Source organism: Streptacidiphilus sp. PAMC 29251 (genome assembly GCF_054208735.2).
In genome coordinates this window covers 5,092,795-5,110,466 of record NZ_CM135725.2, presented here as the reverse complement: position 1 = coordinate 5,110,466, position 17,672 = coordinate 5,092,795, and the positions used below count along the sequence as shown (strand labels likewise).

The window sequence follows — 17,672 nt, the reverse complement described above, 5'->3', positions numbered from 1 at the left end:
CCAGAACTGCCGCCTCGGCCAGCGGTCGGTACTCGTAGCCGATCAGTCCCGCCGGCACGCCAGTCTGCCGCAGATCGGCGGCGATCTCTGTAGGCACCCGCGGCGAGCAGCCGATCCGGAGCACGGCGTACTGGGGCAACGGCAACGGCGGCAGGTCTCGAATCACGCGGACATCATCCTCGTACTCCCGCGTCGTGGGGAAGCCGCAAGTCGGGCCCCATCACCGAGCAGCAGACCCCGACATCACGGATTCAAGTTCAGTAGTGACGGAATATCAGCGTTGCCGTGGGCGCCCCGGGCCGGCTGGATCGCCGTAGGGAATCTGTAAGGTGTCATGCGGCATTTCTCCGCTCGCTGCCCATAGCGTTTGACCATGACAGACTCCCCCACCGGTTCCGCTGCGCAGACTGTGGATGTCGTGCTGCCCTGCCTGAATGAAGCGGCCGCGCTGCCGTGGGTGCTGGAGCGGATGCCGGAGGGTTACCGCGCGGTCGTGGTGGACAACGGTTCGGCCGAGCTGGCCCGCTCCCTGGGTGCGCTGGTGGTCACCGAGCCCCGGCGCGGCTTCGGAGCAGCCTGCCAGGCCGGGCTGCTGGCGGCGACGGCTGCGTACGTGTGCTTCTGCGACTGTGACGCCTCGCTCGATCCGGCGGAGCTGCCCGGCCTGGTCGCCCCCGTCGCCGCGGGCACGGCGGATCTGGTGCTGGGACGTCGGCGCCCGACCGGGCGGGGCGTCTGGCCCGTACACGCCCGGTTGGCGAACGCCGAACTGGCCCGCAGGCTGCGCGCCCGCACCGGCGCGGACCTGCACGACCTCGGCCCGATGCGGGCCGCGGGCCGGGACCGGCTGCTGGACCTGGGGCTGGGCGACCGCCGCTGCGGCTATCCGTTGGAGATGGTGCTCTCCGGTGCCGCGGCCGGGATGCGCATCGCCGAGCGGGACGTCGGCTACCGGCCCCGGGCCGGACGCTCGAAAGTCACCGGCACCCTGCGGGGCACCCGGCAGGCGATCCACGACATGCGCGCGATCCTCGCCGCTCCGCTGCCCACGCTGCTGGTCATCGCGAAGTCCCCGCAGCCGGGGCGAGTCAAGACCCGGCTGACGCCGGCCTGCTCGCCTGAGCAGGCCGCCCGGCTGGCCGAGGCGGCGCTGGTGGACACCTTCGAGACGCTGGCCCGGGTGCCGGCCGGGCGGCGGGTGCTGGTCCTGGACGGTCCGGTCGGGCGCTGGCTACCGCCAGGCTGGGAGGTCGTGCCGCAGAGCGACGGCGGCCTGGACGCCCGGCTGGCCGCTGCCTTCGCTGCCGTCGACCAGGGAGCGGCCGGTCCGCCCGCACTGCTGGTGGGGATGGACACCCCGCAGGTGGCGGCTCGGGTGCTCGCCGAGGCGCTGTCGTGGGCGCCCAGGACGGACACCGACGCCTGGTTCGGGCCGGCCGCCGACGGCGGGTTCTGGGCCTTCGGCCTGGCCCGCCCCAACGCGGACCTGGCACGCCGTCTGCTGCTCGGCGTGCCGATGTCCCACCCGTCGACGGGCACGGCGCTGCGGGACCGGCTCGCCGAGGCAGGGCTGCGGGTGGCAACCCTGCCGGTGCTCAACGACGTGGACACGGTCGCCGACGCCGCCGAGGTCGCCGCCCTGGCACCGGACAGCCGTTTCGCGCGGCTCTGGCACACCGTCACTGACCCGGCTGGCCGGGCACAAACACCAGCACGGCGAGCTTCTCAGGGCGTGGCCGGGTGAACCCTCCCGGGATCCTCGCTCCTGCCCGGCACCCCCACCCCTGGTCCGATGATCCCTATACCGAGGCGATGCGAACCGGTAGGGGGCCGCTGTGGCTGCGCCGCGACGACGGCCACCGACACCCCCTGGACGTCGAACGCTGGTGCGCCCCGCCCGGGCCGGCCGACTGGACCCTGTTGTCTCGTTGTCTGCGACGCGGGCTGCCGACCCTGGACATCGGCTGCGGACCGGGCCGCTTGGTCGCCGAACTGCAGACCCGCGGTCTTCCCGCCCTGGGGGTGGACATTACCCACACAGCGGTGGCCCGCACCCGGGGCCTGGGCGCCAACGCCCTGTGCCGATCGGTCTTCGACCCCCTGCCGGGCGAGCGCCGCTGGGGCACCGCACTGCTCGCCGACGGCAACCTCGGCATCGGCGGGAACCCGTCCGCCCTGCTGCGCCGGGCCGCCGAGCTCTTGGCCCGCGATGGGGTGCTGCTGGTCGAGGTCGAACCCGGGGACCTGGACGAACGTGTCACCGTCAGCGTGGAAAACGCCAGGGGTCGCAGCGGGCCCGCCTTCCCTTGGGCGCGGCTGGGCGCACCTGCTGCCCTGCGCTGCGCAGTCGGCGCGGGATTCTCCCTCGCCGACGCGTGGACCAGTCAGGGACGGCACTTCCTCGCCCTACGACGCCAGACCGGCCGCTATGGCAGCCACTGACCCCTACCGACCCCGTCGGGAACGGTCGAGCAGGTCGGGGCGACGCGAACGTCGCGAGCGCACCGTCATGTCCGACACCAGTGCGCCCCGCACCGACCCGGAGCAGGTCTCCTCGGGCGCTGCGACGTGGCCGTGCGTGCTGGCACTGGCCGCTCTCGTCGCGGCGCTGGGCGGAACCTTCACGAGTTCGGGCACGCTGGGAGACCAGGTCCCGCTGTACGGCTGGTACACGGCGGACCTGGTGCTGTTCACGCTCGCGGTCGTGCTGGCGCGGCGGGTTCCGGCCCGCCGTATCACCGCCATGGTCCTCCTGGGCAGTCTGGCGGTGGCCCTCACCGGGCTGCTCGCACCGCCGCGGACCAGCGATGACGCCTACCGCTACCTGTGGGACGGCCAGGTCCAGGCAGCGGGCATCTCCCCCTACGCCGACGCCCCGACCGCCCCGGCCCTGGCCGAGCTGAGGGCCGACAACCCGGCGCTGTTCCCGGTCACCGGCCACTGCACCGGCTGGGACCTGCACCAGGCCGGCGGAATCTGCACCTACATCAACCGGCCAGGCGTGCACACCATCTACCCGCCCGTCTCGGAACTCTGGTTCCTGGCCCTGCACGCGGCCGGCCATCTCACCGGCCGTCCCGGCATCGGTGCGGCCCAGGCCGGCGGCGCGCTGCTGGCCGTGGCCACCACCGGCGCACTGCTGCTGGTCCTGCGCCGCACCCGCTTGCCCGTGCACCGGGCGGCACTGTGGGGCTAGTGTCCCGGCGTGGCGGCCTGGGCCGTGAACGACGCACACGTGGATACCCTGGGCGTGCTGCTGATGGTCTGCGGCCTGGGCCTGGTCCCCGACCGCAGGCGCGGCACGGGCGGGGTGATGCTCGGCCTGGCTACCGGAACCAAGCTGATCCCGGCGCTGGCACTACCCGGCGCCATGTCCGGCTGCTTGGTCAAGGGCCGCCGCTTCGGTGTTCGCGACCTGCTGCTGCCGACCGCCGCCGCACTCGCCTTCCTGCTCAGCTACACGCCCTACGTCCTCGCCTCGGGCCTGGGCGTGCTCGGATACCTGCCGGGCTACCTCCAGGAACAGGGGTACGACCAGGGCACCGGCTTCGGCCTGCTCACCCTGCTCGCCATCCCCCAGAACCTGCTGCCCCTGGCCGCCGCTGCCGTAGTGCTGGCAGCAGTCCTGTACGTGCTGCGCTCGGGCGATCCGGACGCACCGTCGCGCGGCGCGCTGACTGTCACCGGTACCGCCCTGTTCGTGGTCACCCCCGCGTTCCCCTGGTACGCGCTGCTGGTGGTGGCCCTGGTCGTGCTGGACGGCTGCTGGGAGTGGCTCGCCCTGCCGGTGGCCGGTGAGGTCGTGTACCTGTCGGGGGGAGCCCTGCAGCAGCAGGCCTACCTTCCCGCGCTGTGCCTGGTGCTCGCGGGTGCGGCGGCGCGCCGAGGCAGGGCCGGTGCCGGGGCGTCAGCTCCGCCGCACCGCAGGCTTTCGCCCAGGGGATCCTCGGGCGCGGCGGAGCATGGCGATCAGCAGGCACAGCCCAGAGGCGGCGAACAGGGCGGCGGTGATCAGCAGCCAGTGTCCGAGGAAACTGCCCGGGGCTAGTGCGGTGGTGCTCTGGTAGTCCGGAACCCGGCGCAGGATCAGCGGATACCAGACGGCCAGGAGCAGTAGGGACACCAGGCCGGGGATGCGGACGTAGTTGATCCGCCCGGCGACGGCCCGGGTCTGTTCCCCTGCCCGGTTCGGGAGCAGGTGTTGGAGGGCGCGGTCGGTGACGGTGTAGAGGGGGAGCAGGACCAGGTCGTGGAGCAGGGCGGCGCCGATGAACCACAGGGCGACCGAGACCGGGTTGCCCTTGAGCAGCCGCAGTCCGGCGTACAGGGCCAGGGCGAAGGAGCACAGGACCAGCAGCAGGTGCAGCGGGGACGCGCCGTAGCGCTCGCGCAGGCTGGTCGTCCGAAGGCGCTTCATGAGGAGGCTCCGAAGGTGAGCCGGGTCACCCATTTGGTGTTGTGCACCCCGGGGTTGGCCGGGACGATGATTCGCGCGGGGTACCCGTGGTCCGGCGACAGGTCTTCGCCGTTGACTCGCAGGGCCAGTAGCGAACGCGGGTCGTTGACCTGGTTGCCGCGCAGGACGGTGGCCGCGAAGGATCCGCCGCGCTGCACCGATTCGACGAACACTTCCGGCGCCTGCCCGTGGAATCCTGCCATGACGGCCAGGTCCCGCAGCCGCACCCCGCTCCAGTGCTGGTCGTCGGTGGACCAGCCCTCCACGCAGGCGATGGGCAGCGCGGCCTCGTACTGGGGCAGTTCCAGGACCTGGGCCCGCGTCAGCGTGCGCTCGTATCCCGGGCCGCGGACCACCAGCCGCCACTGCGGGCCGATGTCGCCCGCTCGGATGCCGACGGCCTGGGCGGTCTTGTTGATCTGGAAGCCGTTGGGTCCCGTGCCGGGATCCTGGCCGTGCGGGGCCAGCAGGGCGGTGCGGCGCAGCGAGCCGCCGATGCTCTGACCGGCGGTCACCACGAACAGGACCAGCGAGCCCAGGCCGACCGTGCCGAGCGCGGCACGCCGGGACATGGTGGCCGGGGCCGGCCGCGGTGAGACCAGCCCGGTCTCGTCCGGCGGCTCGGGTCGGGTCTGCGAGGCGGGGATGCGCAGCTCGGTACGCAGCCGGCGGCTGCGCAGGGCCTTGACCATTGTCGGGATACGGAAGGCGACGTGGACGACGAAAGCCCCGATGAAGACCCACGCACCGTAGAGGTGCAGGGTGTAGAACGAGCCGGGGAAGAGGTAGTGCAGCTGCACGTTCAGCAGCCCGGTGACGAACTCGAACAGTGCGCCGCCGACCAGGAGCAGCAGCGACAGCCGCTCCATGGCGTGGGCCACCGACCGGATCGGCGGCCAGGAGAACAACCGGGGGATCACCGACCAGAGCTTGGCCAGCAGCACCGGGACCAGCACCACGCCGAGAGTGACATGGACGCCCTGGGTGAGCCGGTAGAGCCAGGACGGGTCGGTGGGCCAGGAGAAGAGGTAGAAGCCGAGCCAGCCCTTGTCCGGCGTCTGGTCGTTGACCGCCGCCAGATCCGGGTTGTACGCGGCGTACGACAGCAGGCCGGTCACGAACATCACCGGAATGCCGAACAGCAGGACCAGGCCGAAGACCGAGGTCAGCCAGGGCCCCCGGAGCGGACTGCGCCAGAACTCCGGGCGGGCCGGGCCGGGCGGCGGACCCGCGGTGAGCGCAGCCTTGAGCCGACCACCCTTCGGCGCAGCACCGCCGCCTGCCGCCGCTTGCCACGGGCTGCTGCCGCGCGCGTCCGGGGGCGGGTTCTCCGGACCGGTGGTAGCCCCTGCCGCAGCGTTCACACCGGGAGCGGGCTGGTCGCTCGCCGGGGACGGAACATCCCCACGAGGGTCGTCGGCATCCATGCATCGATCCCTTGACGGGTGAGGCGCAAGCTGGCAGCCGCGCTGGCACGACCGTAGGCCACGCAGGGAGATATCGACCGTAGCGACTCATTACGACACTCTGATATTCACGGGGCTCTGCGATTCACCGAGTCCCGTCACTCTCCGCTGTCAGTGTTTGCAGGTCCCCGAAACCCCGCCCCGACGTCCGAACTACGAGCACGCTCGCGCGATTGAGCACACTGAGGGGACAGCATGGGCGACCGCACCGTGCAGTGGCCACTTCCCCGAGGGTGCTATGACCTCCCGCACGCGGTGGTGGGCTTGACAATCCGGCAGGGTCCCTTCAGCAATCGCCATCAGCGGCGGCGCTGTTTGCATTGGTGGCTGTGATGGCCTGCAGCCCGCGGTCGAGGAAGGCGATCATCCAGGTGAAGCTGTCGTCGATGTCCGTGCTGAACTGGAACCCGCCGACGACTTCCAGGGAGGCGAATCCGTGCAGGACGGTGCGTAGCATCCGCAGTGCGTGGATCTCCTGGGTGGGTTCGATTCGGTACCCGTGCAGCATGGACGCCCAGGCCCGCAGCGTGGCTCCCGGCCGACCGACGCCAGTGGAAGCCGTCCACGGCCTGTGGATAACGTGCATGCCTGCCATCGGCGGGCGCGCCGCGGCCGGTTTGGGTGCGATCTGGTCGCGCCGGCCGTTCAGGTCATGGCGGCGTGGACGGTGGCGGAGTCGACGATCTGCTCCATACGGACGATGAGGCCGCCGCGGACGGTGAAGGCGTGCGCGACGCGTGCCCGCATCGTTTTGCCGGTGGCCTTGTTGCGGGCGCTGTAGCGGGCCAGGACCACCACGCGTTCGCCGTCGACCACATAGGTGTCGTCGTGAGTGGTCCAGCCCTCCCACGCCTGGGCGAGCCGGGTGAACACGCCCTCGATGGTGGCCTCGGGGTGCGGTAGGTGCCGGCCAGCGGGAAGCCTGCCGACTCGGTCCACTCCACATCCGGGGCCACCACCTGGCGCCACAGGTCCATGTCGCCGGTCGCCGAGGCCAGGTACTGCAGGCGCACCGTCTCCGCCGGGGTCCGGGCTTGGCCTGGGGTGGTCATCAGAACATGCCGTTGGTGTTGGCGGACTGCTTCGGGACGTCCTGGATGACGTCCCAGTGCTCGACGACCTTGCCGTCCTCCAGGCGGAAGTAGTCCGCCAGGGCCCGGCCGGGCTGGTCCGGGTTGCCGGGCTCCAGGTCCAGGTGGGAGTGGGTGACCACCAGGTCGCCCTCGGCGATCACGCGCTTGATGTCCAGGCGCAGGTTCGGGTACTCGCCGCGCAGCCAGGTCACGAAGCCGATGAACGCCTCCGGGCCGTCCTGGGCGTCGGGGTTGTGCTGGACGTAGCGGAGCCCGAAGTGGTCCGCGATCGCCTTCTGCGGGTTGCCACCGAACGCCGTCTGGTAGTAGTCCACGACTACCTGCTTGTTGTGCTCAAGATCCGACATGAGTGTCTCCAAGGTGGAAAGGGACTCCCGGAGACCTGCGGATGAGATTCGTAGCACCGGGAGCCCAGGATTTCTCGACTGGGTTCGCCCTCGCGTCACAAAGAGGCTGCCTGGCAGGCATGCCGACGCTGGTACTACTTTCTCTTGACGCCCCCTTGGTGGGGACGCACACCAGGATCCACCGCCATCTGGCGTCGATCTCCTGCCGCACCACCAACGCTACCGCCCCCGACCCTGCCAGGCACCTCACCAACGTCCTGCCACCAGGGGACCAAGGTCCCGGGCTGGCTCACGGAACAGCAGCCGTACAGGCATGCACGCTGACCAGGGCGCCGTTCGCAGGAGCGTCAGGGTGGCACGGCATTGCCTCCTCCGGCACCCGCTCATCCAAGCTGTCACGGATCGCCAAGGAGGGCAGATCAGCGGAGCCGCTCCCGACTGCTAGGAAGTAGCGTGATGCCTTTGGGGGCGCTCGGTGCCCAGGGGATGGAGCCAGCGTGCTGGCACGCGCACGGTGGTCAGGTCGGGCCAGTCGAGCCGGTCTCCTGCCGGGCCGCACAGAGTCCCGCGGATCCGCAGACCCGGGGCCGCGTCCTGGGGCAGACCCAGGACCTGCCGCTGCCGAGGGGTCAGTTCAACCTCGACCAGTCCGCGTCTGATCAGGCGCCATCCTTCGACCCACTGCTGGGAACCCACCGCGACCTGCGGATCTGTGACGGACAGTTCGAAGTAGGAGCCGCGCAGCAGGCTCAAGTGCCACCACAGGTCCAGACCCAGCCGCTCCACCGGGTACCGCCGGGGCGGCAGGTGACGGGGACCTCCACCCGGTAGCCCCGACCGGCCTGCACCTGGTCCAGCCGCACGCGACGCACCTCCAACAGACGCCCATAGCTCCCACCATGACGCACGCGAACGGATCACGGAAAGGGCGCACGCAGGAAGCGGCCGTGCGCCGGGCGCGTGCACCGACAACCCCGGCAGAGGGATCGGACCCGTGGGCGGGACACCCTGGATTCCCCCCGGGCCCCGAACGGGCGCGGACCGCTTGCCGAGACCGGAAGCAGGAGGCACGGTGAGAGAAGGCACGACAGCACCGGTGAGACCGGCGTCTGCGACCAATCACGAGCAGCACGACGAGGGGTGTCAGGTGTTCGAGAACCGCGGCATGGAGATTCTGATCATCGCGCTGGTGGTTCTGGTCCTGTTCGGTTCCCGGCGTCTGCCGGACGCGGCGCGCTCCCTGGGCAAGTCGCTGCGCATTCTCAAGGCCGAGACGCACGCCCTGCGCACCGACGCCGAAACCGGTGCCGAGGTCGCGCAGAGCCCGACGGCAGCGGACCCGGTGGTGTCCGCGCTGGCCGAAGCAGACCCTGCCACACCCACCGTGCCCCGGGAATCCGTGGAGACCCCGGCATCCCAGCACTGAGCGTCGTCGGTCCAGAGTCCTGCGTACATGCTGACGCCCACCGTTGGCGCAGGGAGCGGCAGAGCTTGACCCGCGGAAGGCCGACCCGGACGCCCGCATGGCCTTTGGTCCGTAGGGGTGAATCCGTCCAGTTCGGTCCGCTGTGTCTGCGCCCGCTTCTTCGTGAGCGCTTGTAGGACGAGAGCACAGACCGTGGCGCGTTACCTGCAGGCGGCCCGGTCATCGCCCCGTCCTGAAGGAGAACCATGGGTCTGATTCGCAAGTGCGCGCTGCTCGCCGCAAGCGCGGGCGCGCTGCTGCTCGCCGGAGCGGGGGCGGCCAGTGCCGACAGCAACGCCTACGGTGCGGCGTTCGACTCGCCCGGCGTGCTGTCGGGCAACGTGGTCCAGATCCCGGTCGACATCCCTGTCAACGTGTGCGGCAACTCGCTGAACGTCATCGGGCTGCTGAACCCCAGCTTCGGCAACAGCTGCAGCAACGAAGACGGCGGCCACCAGGACAGCGGCTACCACCACGGCAACTACGGCCCGGGCCGCCACGACGGTTGGCACGCCACCGGCTGGGACCAGCAGGGCTGGGGCCGGCACGAGGACCACGACGGCTCGGGCCAGGACACCACGGACTGCTCCGATTCCTGAGTCTGTCACCCGTTCGGTGACCGCTCGCGCGGCGTTCTGATGCGACCCGTACCTGCAGCTGCCCGGCCAGGCGGCGCGGGCACGGGCCCACGGCGCGTCGGCCAGGGCGGGGGCTGCAGCTGGTGGGGCGCGCATTGGTGATCGCGACTGCCTGGGTCCGACAGCCGGTTGGCGGAATCCGACGGGCAGTCAGGTGGCTGTGTGCTTACCGTTCGAATGCGGGTGGCCTCGCATGGTGATGCGTGGTCGCTAGCAGGCCGGGCGTGCGCCGTGCCCGGCTGTGTCCCTCCGCTCTTCTGGCGGCGGTACTTCGTCGAACAGCAAAGGAACTCCGACATGGCTGAGCAGTCCTCCCGCCGCACCTTCCTGCAGCACGCCTCCCTGAGCACCGCGGCACTGGGGGCCACCGTCCTGATCCCCTCCTCTGTCGCCCACGCGGCTTCGGCCAAGCATGCCGCTCCGCGCAATGCCGTCGGGGCTGTGAGCCACGAGGGGCCGCTGATGGCGTACGTGAAGAACGCGCACACCGGGGAGATCGCGGTGATGGTCGGTGAGCGCGAGGTCCTGCACCGCGACCCCCAGCTGGCTGCCGCGCTCTCCCGCGTCGCCGCCTCCGGAGCCTGACCCCCCTGCTCCGCCCCACCCGCTCAACCCCGTCCCGCACATCCCCGTCCCGCTTGCCCCGTCCCGAACTGAGAGAAGTCAGCGTGTCCTCGCACAAGGAAGCACCCGCGATCTCGAACGACCCGGTGGCCGACAACACCGACGTCTACGCCTTCGTCAGCCCCGACAAGCCCGACACCGTCACCCTGATCGCGAACTTCAGCCCCTTCGAGGACCCGGCGGGAGGACCGAACTTCGACGAGTTCGGCGACGACGTCCTGTACGAGATCCACATCGACAACAACGGCAACGCCGTACCGGACATCACCTACCAGTTCCGGTTCCGCACCGTGAACACCATCCCGGACACGTTCCTCTACAACGTGGGCACCATCGAGTCGATCCACAGCAAGAACTGGAACCGCCGCCAGTACGCCACCGTCACCCGGGTGACGCACGGCGCACACGCCGGCGGCGGCAAGGACGGCGGCGCCAGGAACACCGGCACGGTCCTGGGCACCGACCTGCCCTGCCCGCCCTGCAACGTGGGGCCGCTGTCGACCCCGAACTACGCGAAGCTGGCCGAGCAGGCCATCCACACCCTGCCCGGCGGCTGCCGGGTGTTCACCGGCCAGCGCGCCGAAGGCTTCTACGTCGACATCGGCGCGATCTTCGACCTCGGCGACCTGCGCCCGTTCCAGAACCTGCACATCGGCTCCAGCATGCCCGCCGCCCCCGGAGTCAACGGCCCCAAGGCCAAGAACATCCAGTCCATCGCCCTCCAGGTCCCCAAGTCCGACCTGACCGCAGACGGACACACCCCCACCGACCCCGCCAAGCCCGACGCCGTCATCGGCGTCTACGCCACCGCCAGCCGCCAGCGCTCACGCATGTACGAGAACGACGGAACCATCGTCAACACCGGCCCCTTCGTCCAGGTCTCGCGCCTGGGCAACCCGCTGTTCAACGAGGTCCTGATCCCCATCCCGAAGAAGGACCTCTTCAACTCCCAGGACCCGGCAGGCGACAGCCAGTTCGCCGCCCACGTCTCCAAGCCCGAACTCTCCCAGCTCCTCCCGGTCCTCTACCCCGGCGCGTTCCCCAACCTGGCCGCACTCAATGCCTCCGGCAAGCCCCGCGCAGACCTGCTGGCGATCCTGCTCACCGGCATCCCCGCCGGCATCGTCCCCGGCTTCCAGAACAACACCGGAACCGTCCAGGCCGACATGCTGCGCCTGAACATGGCCGTCCCCCCGACCATGCGCAACCCCAGCAACCTCGGCCTGATCGGCATGGACGCGGCCGGGTTCCCCAACGGACGCCGCGTGTTCGACGACGTGACCACCATCGAACTGCGCGCCCTGGCCGGAGCCACCTACGCGCTCGTCGACAAGACCTACACCCCCGACAAGGCCGCAGGCGCCATCACCCAGGGCCTGACCTCCAGCAACACCGACGTCAGCGCCGACAACACGGTGCACTACCTGCGGTGCTTCCCCTACCTGGGCACCCCGCACGGCGGCTACTTCAACCCGAACGACAACACTCCGGCCCCGGACCTGAACACGACCCCCTACGGTGGGCCGGACACCGGTCTGGGCGGCGGCCAGCACAGCCAGGACACAGCCAAGATCGTCGGCGGGGCCACCCTGGTCACCGGTGCGGCCCTGGCCGGTGCGGCAGTCCTCAAGCACCGGGCCGGACTCCACCCCGAGACCGTCGGCGCCCCCACCGGCTCGGCCGGCGGCCCGGACGCGGACACCGACGCCTCGTGAGCGCGCCACTGACCGCACCAGCAGCCCACGACCACGACCCTGCTCATGCGCACGGGCACTTGCATGCGGACGGGCACTCGCACGTGGCCGGGAGCAGCCACGCCAGTGGGGAGGTCTACGGACCCAGCCACCAGGGCAGCGTCATGGTCGACATCGGCGGAGACGTCGGCGCCCTGGTCATCCACACCCCAGCAGACCTGCTCGGGACCGAAGTGGAACTCAGCCCGGTGGACGACGGGACCGTCAGGACGCACGTGGCCGTGCGGGAACGACGCGGCAGCGGACCGGTCCAGTACGCCGCCGTCTTCCCGTCCCTGACGGCGGGCGCCTACAACATCTGGCACCCCGCCGAGGACCGGCATCCCGTCGCCCGGGTCGTCGTCACCGGCGGGGACGTCACCAACTTCACCTGGCCCGCGTAGCCCGCGCCGGCACACGTGCTTGACCGGGCCTGGCCGTACCCGGGGCGATCGCCCCGGGTACGGCCAGGCCCGGCGGTCTCACCGGGCGACCAGGCCCGGCGACTACGGAGAGATTGCCAGGCCCGAGGCATGGAGCGGACTGGTCTCCCCCGGGGGGTGTCCAACGGCCGGTATCCGGCACTTCCACCCCGGGCTCATCGACCTCGCGGACATCGGAAGGAATCGCCCCCGTGTCTCCTGCCACGCCTGTCGGCCGCCGGCCCAGGGTGCGGTCATGGGCGCATCGCGCCCTTCACCGGGATCCCAGGCTCGCCTCTTGCACCCGGCAGCGCGGGGCGCTCGGGTTGGCGCTGGCTGCCGCTCTTGCTTCGGGAACGTGGCTGATCTACGACGGGTCACAGTCCCAGCACCCGCCGCAGCCGACAGCCGTCGACGCCTTCCCCACCACAGCAGCAGGAACCGCGCAGCACGCCCACCCGCCCGCGGTACCCACCCGGGCACCGCAGACCAAGGGACTGCCCGCCTCGGCGCCGCTGCGGATCAAGATCCCCGCGATCGGGGTCGACGCCCCGATCACCCCGCTGGGCCTGGACGGCGCCAGCAAGCTGCAGACGCCCGACGACACCGACCAGAACCTTGTCGGCTGGTACCGGGGCGCATCCGCCCCGGGCACCGCCGGGAACGCCATCCTGGACGGGCACGTCGACACCCACCAGGGACCCGCCGCCTTCTACAACCTCGGCTCCCTCCACAAGGGCAACACCATCGAGATCGACCGCAAGGACCACACCGCCGCCCTGTTCACCGTCGACGCCATCGAGGTCTACGAGAAGGACGCCTTCCCCAACAGCCGCGTCTACGGTCCGACCAAGGACCCCCAACTGCGCCTGGTCACCTGCGGTGGCGGGTACAGCAGCCGTACCGGATACCTGGGCAACGTCGTCCTGTACGCCCACCTGACCGGCAGCAAGCACACCTGAGGCCCCAACCGGCCGCGAACGCCGGCACCGCGTCTGTCCGTGCCGGCACCCGGCCTGACCCTCACCGCCTACCGCGCCGCACCAGGCACCCCCGACCACGACGCCCTCACCCTCCTCGCCAGCTGGGCCGCTACCGAGAACGCTCCACCCGAGGCCGACCAGCCGTGTGTGCCAATCCAGAGCTCCCAGGACGCTGCGCGGACTCCACGGGTCAGGGAAGAATAGGGGCGGGCCGTCCGGGATGCCGGTGTAACTGTGGTGCTCTCGAGCTCGCTATCCAGAATGGCACTGGGGTCTGCACGGGAACTACGGTTTGTGCCAGGCCGGCCGATGGCCGTGCGGGAGCACGTGTGTCAGTTTCTTCACTTCCCTTGACCCCTCGGGCGGTCCGCTCCTGACGGTTCCTCGGTGGAAGGGTGGGTGGTGGGCGATGGCGAAGGCGGTTGTGCGCGACGAGGTGCTGTTCCTGCGTGCGGCAGGCGTGGATGTCGGCAAGAGGTTCGTCGTGGTGTGCGTGCGGGTCCCCAACCCGAAGCGGTCCGGAACATGGGCGCTGGAAACGGAACGGTTCGACACGGTCCCCGGCGAGATGAGACGGCTGGCCCAGTGGCTGGCCGAGCGCGCGGTGGAGGTGGTCGCCCTGGAGGCGACATCGGACTACTGGCGTTGCGTGTTCTACCCGCTGCAGGACGCCGGCCTGAACCTGATGCTGGTCAACCCCGCACACTTGCGCGGGATCCGCGGACGCAAGAGCGACCCCTCGGACGCGGCGTTCCTGGCCCGCGCGGCGGCCTCGGGAATGGTGATGGCCTCCTTCGTGCCCGAGCGCTCGGTGCGCGAGCTGCGCGAGGTCACCCGGCGGCGCACCGAACTGGGCGTCGAGCGGGTACGCGAGGTCCAGCGGCTGGAGAAGGAACTGGAGGACAGCGGCCTGAAGCTGACCTCGGTGCTCACCGACGTGACCGGGGTCAGCTCCCGGCGAATCCTGGCCGCGCTGATCGAGGGCGAACGCGACCCCGCACAGCTGGCCGACCTGGCCGTCTCCACCGCCCGCAAGAAAATCCCCGACCTGACCGCGGCGCTGGACGGCACGTTCACCGGGCACCACGCCCGCATGTGCCGGCACCTCCTGGCCCAGATCGACCACCTGGCCACCGTGACCGCCGAACTGGACGAGTGGATCGCCGAACTGCTGCGTAGCGCGGACAGGGACCAGGACCTGGGGAACCTGGACTCCATCCCCGGGATCGCAGCCCGGGCCGCGCAGATCATCCTCGCGGAGACCGGTGGCGACATGGCGCACTTCGCGACTCCTGGCCACCTCGCCTCCTGGATCGGGGTGTGCCCGGGGATGAACGAGTCCGCCGGGGTGAACAAGTCCACGCACATCCGCCGCGGCAACGCCAACCTCAAACGGATCCTGGGCACCGCCGCGATGGCCGCGATCAAACAGAAGGACACCTACCTGGCCGCCTACTACCGGCGGATCGCCGCCCGCCGCGGCAACCAGCGCGCCCTGGTCGCCGTCATGCACAAAATCGTGATCGCGATCTGGCACGTACTGCACGACCACGTCCCCTACCGCGACCTCGGCGCCGATCACCACACCCAGGCCAACCCCGAACGAGCCCTCAAGCGAATCATCCGCCAAGCAAACGCCCTCGGCCTGACCGTCCGCTTCGACCCCATCCAGACCTGACGCCCCAACAATGATCAAGCTGTGAGCTGCCGGTTCTGCTCTTCTTCGTGTCAGCTACGCGTTCCTCGGGTCGGGCCTACGGCCGAAGAGGAACCTCTGCCGTGTATGAGCACCGTCAGTGTCTGCTCCCGCATCCTCGACCTGCTGCCGGTGGCCGATATCACCATGGCGGGCTCTTCGGACCGGCGCGGCGGGGCAGGCGTCTGGTGTGTGGCCGGGCGGCCACGTGCGAAGCGGTCGGTGAGGAAGGGGCCTGTCGATGGGAGCGGACAGTGAGCGAGCGGGCGATGACGATCTGCTGGCTGGAATGCGGGTGGACTACAGCGACCAGGACGAGCCGGTCCTGGTGCGGCCCGACGGCACCGCCGTAGAGACCTGGCGCGAGGACTACCCGTACGGCGAGCGAATGACGCGCCCGCAGTACGAGCGCAGCAAGCGTCAGCTGCAGATCGAGCTGCTGAAGCTGCAGGGCTGGGTCAAGCACACCGGCCAGCGGCTGGTGATCGTGTGCGAGGGGCGGGACGCGGCCGGCAAGGGCGGGACGATCAAGCGCTTCACCGAGCACCTGAACCCGCGCGGCGCCCGGGTGGTGGCCCTGCCCAAGCCGACCGATCGCGAGAACGCCCAGTGGTACTTCCAGCGTTACGTCCCCCACCTGCCCTCGGCCGGAGAGATCGTGCTGCTGGACCGCTCCTGGTACAGCCGCGCCGGTGTGGAGCGCGTGATGGGCTTCTGCTCCCAGGACGAGTACCAGCGTTTCATGCACCAGGCTCCCATGTTCGAACGGATGCTGGTCGACGACGGCATCCTGCTGGTGAAGTTCTGGTTCTCGGTCTCGCAGGCCGAGCAGCGCACCCGGTTCACGATTCGCCGCATCGACCCGGTACGGCGTTGGAAGCTCAGCCCGATGGATCTGGCCTCGCTGGACCTGTGGGAGGAGTACACGCAGGCCAAGGTCGCGATGTTCCAGGACACCGACACCGCCCACGCGTCCTGGACGGTGGTCAAGAGCAACGACAAGAAGCGTGCGCGCATCGAGGCCATGCGCAGCGTCCTGGCCCGCTTCGACTACACCGACAAGGACCCCGAGGTGGTCGGCACCCCGGATGCGAAGATCGTGGGGCGCGCCGCCACCCTCCTGGAAGCCGGCGAGGACGCAGCAGCCCGCTCCCTGGTCGCACCAGCTTGACGCCCGCAGGGCCGGTCCGACCACCCCCGGCCCTGCCCCCGGCACCCTCCCGGTCAGCGCGTGCGCTTCCCTCCACACTCCCTGTTCTCCGTCGCGGCTCTGGCCGCGACGGAGCTGCCCCAGGACCGGCACGACACGCTGGCACCCGTGCCCGACCTGGACGGCCCCACGGTAGGCGGGGTGATCGAGGAGGTGCGCTGGTCCGCGAGGGCTGAAGCGGTGGGCATCACCGCACTCAGCCGGTGGTGAGGAGTTGGAGGTCGTGGGCTGTGAAGCCGGTGGGTTGGGGTACTTCGCCGAAGTCGGGGTCGTCGTCGGTGACGGGGAGTTGGTTGATGACGGTTTCGATGGCGGCGGGCAGGCGCAGGTCCAGGCCGAGCTTGGAGCGGATCATGATGTCGCGGCGCACGTCGGCGGGCAGCAGGGGGCGGGTGGCGGTCAGGACGCGGGCGCGTGGGGGCTGGTTGGTGGTCAGGTGCTTGTACCAGCCGTACCAGTACTCGGCGTCGGAGGGCTCTCCCTGGGAGAGGTGGTAGAGGTGCAGGCAGTAGGCGGCGGTGGAACTGCCGGAGCCGCCGGCGAAGCGCCACCAGAACTCGGCGGCGTCGGTGCGGCCGGTCAGGTAGAGCAGGGCGGCGAAGATCTCCGCGCCCTCGGGCTGGACTTGGCGCTCGTTGACCAGGGCGTGCAGGCCAGCTGAGGCCTCGGGGGCGTCCATCAGCACCGCGACCAGGGTGCGCAGTTCGGATTCGGCCTGCTCGTGGCGGGTGGGGGAGTTGACCGGGGCGGTGGTGTAGCGGGCTTGGCGGGCCTCGGCGATGTGCTGGGCATGGGCGCGCACCGGCCGCGGGACCGCGACGGTCGGCGGCTCGGTTCCGCACAGGGGAGCCGCCGCAGGCTGGGACGGCTGCTCCAGGTGCTGGTGTGGGGGCGGGGGCAGGGTGGTCACGGCTGGCCTCCACGGTCGGGCAGGCAGTTGATCTTGAGTTGCTTTGCCAGGCGCTCGCGGGCGTGGCGCAGGTTGGAGCGCACCGTGGCGATGGGCCGTTCCAGGTACTCGGCGATGGTGGCCTCGTCCAGGTCCAGGACGTAGCGGAGGATGACCGAGGTGCGCTGGCGGTCGGGCAGCGCCAGGATCGCGGAGTACAGGCCGATCTGTTCGGGCATTTCCTCCAGGGCGTGTGCGGCCATGGCCCGGAAGGAGTTGATGACGCTGGTGAAGGTGGTGGCTTCGACCTGGTCCTGGGGCTCGTCGGCCAGCCAGTCGTTGACGTGGACGGTGATCATGCGCCAGGCGTAGGCGGCGGGTACGGGGTGGCGCATCGCGGTGTCCCACACCCGCGACAGGTGGGTCTTCATGGACAGCACGACCAGGTCCGCGGTGGCCTGGTCGCCGATCTGCGTACGCGCTAAAGCAGTCCAGGCCCGCTCGTGGGTGTCGCAGAACGCCTGGAAGGTCAGGCGCTTGAGACGGCGGCGCTGAGGAGCGCTGGACTCCTCGCCGAGTTCACCCACCAGCGTTCCTCCCCTGTGCGCACGAGCCGGACGGTCATCGTTGTTCACGCTCGACTGCTCTC

Annotated in this window: 18 protein-coding genes and 2 pseudogenes; 13 read left to right on the top strand and 7 right to left on the bottom strand. The window is 70.4% G+C overall.

Going from position 1 to position 17,672, the window contains the following annotated elements; translation table 11 throughout:
* Positions 1-373 precede the first annotated feature (373 nt).
* From ACXKR8_RS24070 to ACXKR8_RS24055, 4 genes and pseudogenes are all read left to right on the top strand, one after another.
* Positions 374-1,045 (top strand): annotated as a pseudogene (locus ACXKR8_RS24070) (glycosyltransferase family 2 protein); the annotation flags it as partial.
* Positions 1,019-1,744 (top strand): TIGR04282 family arsenosugar biosynthesis glycosyltransferase, encoded by a 726-nt coding sequence (locus tag ACXKR8_RS24065; protein WP_458275073.1) that lies wholly within the window; start codon positions 1,019-1,021, stop codon positions 1,742-1,744. The pseudogene ACXKR8_RS24070 and the gene ACXKR8_RS24065, both read left to right, overlap by 27 nt.
* Before the next feature lie 68 nt (positions 1,745-1,812).
* Complete coding sequence (locus ACXKR8_RS24060; protein WP_458266647.1) at positions 1,813-2,442, top strand: methyltransferase domain-containing protein; 630 nt, start codon at positions 1,813-1,815, stop codon at positions 2,440-2,442.
* Between the two features lie 67 nt (positions 2,443-2,509).
* Positions 2,510-3,196, top strand: coding sequence for a hypothetical protein (locus ACXKR8_RS24055; RefSeq protein ID WP_458266646.1), 687 nt, complete (start codon positions 2,510-2,512; stop codon positions 3,194-3,196).
* A 711-nt stretch (positions 3,197-3,907) separates the two neighbouring features.
* Here ACXKR8_RS24055 and ACXKR8_RS24050 read toward each other — a convergent pair.
* The 5 genes and pseudogenes from ACXKR8_RS24050 to ACXKR8_RS24030 form a co-directional block, all read right to left on the bottom strand.
* Positions 3,908-4,417 carry a hypothetical protein gene (locus ACXKR8_RS24050; protein ID WP_458266645.1) on the bottom strand — a complete coding sequence of 170 codons (510 nt, stop codon included), beginning with the start codon at positions 4,415-4,417 and terminating at the stop codon, positions 3,908-3,910.
* Positions 4,414-5,625 (bottom strand): molybdopterin-dependent oxidoreductase, encoded by a 1,212-nt coding sequence (locus ACXKR8_RS24045; protein ID WP_458275072.1) that lies wholly within the window; start codon positions 5,623-5,625, stop codon positions 4,414-4,416. The genes ACXKR8_RS24050 and ACXKR8_RS24045 overlap by 4 nt, the downstream gene beginning before the upstream one ends.
* 583 nt (positions 5,626-6,208) lie before the next feature.
* Positions 6,209-6,508, bottom strand: coding sequence for a TetR-like C-terminal domain-containing protein (locus tag ACXKR8_RS24040; RefSeq protein WP_458275071.1), 300 nt, complete (start codon positions 6,506-6,508; stop codon positions 6,209-6,211).
* Between the two features lie 59 nt (positions 6,509-6,567).
* A pseudogene (locus ACXKR8_RS24035) lies at positions 6,568-6,974 on the bottom strand (nuclear transport factor 2 family protein).
* The gene (locus ACXKR8_RS24030) at positions 6,974-7,363 is read right to left on the bottom strand and encodes a nuclear transport factor 2 family protein (RefSeq protein ID WP_458266643.1); all 390 of its coding nucleotides are present in this window, start codon (positions 7,361-7,363) and stop codon (positions 6,974-6,976) included. The pseudogene ACXKR8_RS24035 and the gene ACXKR8_RS24030 overlap by 1 nt, the downstream one beginning before the upstream one ends.
* A 1,147-nt stretch (positions 7,364-8,510) precedes the next feature.
* Here ACXKR8_RS24030 and tatA point away from each other — a divergent pair.
* The 9 genes from tatA to ACXKR8_RS23985 all read left to right on the top strand — a co-directional run bounded on the left by tatA (position 8,511) and on the right by ACXKR8_RS23985 (position 16,344).
* Positions 8,511-8,789 carry a Sec-independent protein translocase subunit TatA gene (gene tatA / locus ACXKR8_RS24025; RefSeq protein ID WP_458266641.1) on the top strand — a complete coding sequence of 93 codons (279 nt, stop codon included), beginning with the start codon at positions 8,511-8,513 and terminating at the stop codon, positions 8,787-8,789.
* Between the two features lie 245 nt (positions 8,790-9,034).
* Positions 9,035-9,427, top strand: a complete 393-nt coding sequence (locus ACXKR8_RS24020) for a chaplin (RefSeq protein WP_458266640.1) — start codon at positions 9,035-9,037, stop codon at positions 9,425-9,427.
* A 336-nt stretch (positions 9,428-9,763) separates the two neighbouring features.
* Positions 9,764-10,051 (top strand): twin-arginine translocation signal domain-containing protein, encoded by a 288-nt coding sequence (locus ACXKR8_RS24015; RefSeq protein WP_458266639.1) that lies wholly within the window; start codon positions 9,764-9,766, stop codon positions 10,049-10,051.
* An 83-nt stretch (positions 10,052-10,134) separates the two neighbouring features.
* A complete protein-coding gene (locus ACXKR8_RS24010; protein ID WP_458266638.1) occupies positions 10,135-11,805 on the top strand; it encodes a DUF4331 domain-containing protein in 1,671 nt (556 codons plus the stop codon).
* Positions 11,802-12,227: a hypothetical protein gene (locus ACXKR8_RS24005; RefSeq protein WP_458266637.1), complete on the top strand. Its 426-nt coding sequence runs from the start codon at positions 11,802-11,804 to the stop codon at positions 12,225-12,227. Before ACXKR8_RS24010 ends, ACXKR8_RS24005 begins: the two co-directional genes overlap by 4 nt.
* Before the next feature lie 344 nt (positions 12,228-12,571).
* Positions 12,572-13,207, top strand: a complete 636-nt coding sequence (locus tag ACXKR8_RS24000; RefSeq protein WP_458266636.1) for a class F sortase — start codon at positions 12,572-12,574, stop codon at positions 13,205-13,207.
* 430 nt (positions 13,208-13,637) lie between these two features.
* On the top strand, positions 13,638-14,906 hold the full coding sequence (locus tag ACXKR8_RS23995; protein ID WP_458266635.1) for an IS110 family RNA-guided transposase: 1,269 nt from the start codon (positions 13,638-13,640) through the stop codon (positions 14,904-14,906).
* A 259-nt stretch (positions 14,907-15,165) separates the two neighbouring features.
* Positions 15,166-16,095, top strand: coding sequence for a polyphosphate kinase 2 (gene ppk2, locus ACXKR8_RS23990; RefSeq protein WP_458266634.1), 930 nt, complete (start codon positions 15,166-15,168; stop codon positions 16,093-16,095).
* A gap of 60 nt (positions 16,096-16,155) precedes the next feature.
* The gene (locus ACXKR8_RS23985; RefSeq protein WP_458266633.1) at positions 16,156-16,344 is read left to right on the top strand and encodes a hypothetical protein; all 189 of its coding nucleotides are present in this window, start codon (positions 16,156-16,158) and stop codon (positions 16,342-16,344) included.
* Here the strand turns inward: ACXKR8_RS23985 and ACXKR8_RS23980 are convergent.
* Together ACXKR8_RS23980 and ACXKR8_RS23975 are read right to left on the bottom strand one after the other, a co-directional pair.
* Positions 16,331-17,044: a hypothetical protein gene (locus ACXKR8_RS23980; RefSeq protein ID WP_458266632.1), complete on the bottom strand. Its 714-nt coding sequence runs from the start codon at positions 17,042-17,044 to the stop codon at positions 16,331-16,333. The genes ACXKR8_RS23985 and ACXKR8_RS23980 overlap by 14 nt on opposite strands.
* A complete protein-coding gene (locus tag ACXKR8_RS23975) occupies positions 17,041-17,610 on the bottom strand; it encodes an RNA polymerase sigma factor (RefSeq protein ID WP_458266631.1) in 570 nt (189 codons plus the stop codon). Before ACXKR8_RS23975 ends, ACXKR8_RS23980 begins: the two co-directional genes overlap by 4 nt.
* Positions 17,611-17,672 lie beyond the last annotated feature (62 nt).